Below are 1,294 nucleotides of genomic sequence, written 5' to 3' on the forward strand. Positions count from 1 at the left end.
TATCAATAAGCGGAGGAAAAGAAACCAACAGGGATTGCCCCAGTAACGGCGAGTGAAGCGGCAACAGCTCAAATTTGAAATCTGGTCCCCAGGGCCCGAGTTGTAATTTGTAGAGGATGCTTTTGGCGAGGCGCCTTCCGAGTTCCCTGGAACGGGACGCCACAGAGGGTGAGAGCCCCGTCTGGTCGGATGCCAAGCCTATGTAAAGCTCCTTCGACGAGTCGAGTAGTTTGGGAATGCTGCTCAAAATGGGAGGTATATGTCTTCTAAAGCTAAATACCGGCCAGAGACCGATAGCGCACAAGTAGAGTGATCGAAAGATGAAAAGCACTTTGAAAAGAGGGTTAAAAAGTACGTGAAATTGTTGAAAGGGAAGCGCCTATGACCAGACTTGGGCCCGGTGAATCATCCAGCGTTCTCGCTGGTGCACTTTGCCGGGCACAGGCCAGCATCAGTTTGGCGCGGGGGATAAAGGCTTCGGGAATGTGGCTCCCCTCGGGGAGTGTTATAGCCCGTTGTGTAATACCCTGCGCCGGACTGAGGTACGCGCTCCGCAAGGATGCTGGCGTAATGGTCATCAGCGACCCGTCTTGAAACACGGACCAAGGAGTCGTCTTCGTATGCGAGTGTTCGGGTGTAAAACCCCTACGCGTAATGAAAGTGAACGCAGGTGAGAGCTTCGGCGCATCACCGACCGATCCTGATGTTCTCGGATGGATTTGAGTAAGAGCATACGGGGCCGGACCCGAAAGAAGGTGAACTATGCCTGTATAGGGTGAAGCCAGAGGAAACTCTGGTGGAGGCTCGCAGCGGTTCTGACGTGCAAATCGATCGTCAAATATGGGCATGGGGGCGAAAGACTAATCGAACCTTCTAGTAGCTGGTTTCCGCCGAAGTTTCCCTCAGGATAGCAGTGTTGAACTCAGTTTTATGAGGTAAAGCGAATGATTAGGGACTCGGGGGCGCTATATAGCCTTCATCCATTCTCAAACTTTAAATATGTAAGAAGCCCTTGTTACTTAATTGAACGTGGGCATTCGAATGAACAACACTAGTGGGCCATTTTTGGTAAGCAGAACTGGCGATGCGGGATGAACCGAACGCGAGGTTAAGGTGCCGGAGTGGACGCTCATCAGACACCACAAAAGGTGTTAGTACATCTTGACAGCAGGACGGTGGCCATGGAAGTCGGAATCCGCTAAGGACTGTGTAACAACTCACCTGCCGAATGTACTAGCCCTGAAAATGGATGGCGCTCAAGCGTCCCACCCATACCTCGCCCTCAGGGTAGAAA

General features: G+C 51.9%; 1 rRNA gene. It reads left to right on the forward strand.

Annotation, left to right across the window (positions count from 1 at the left end):
• Positions 1-1,294: ribosomal RNA gene (locus ACFVH2_RS24950) — 23S ribosomal RNA — on the forward strand; the annotation flags it as partial.

Source organism: Rhodococcus sp. NPDC127527, assembly GCF_042672245.1.
GTDB lineage: Bacteria > Actinomycetota > Actinomycetes > Mycobacteriales > Mycobacteriaceae > Rhodococcus_G.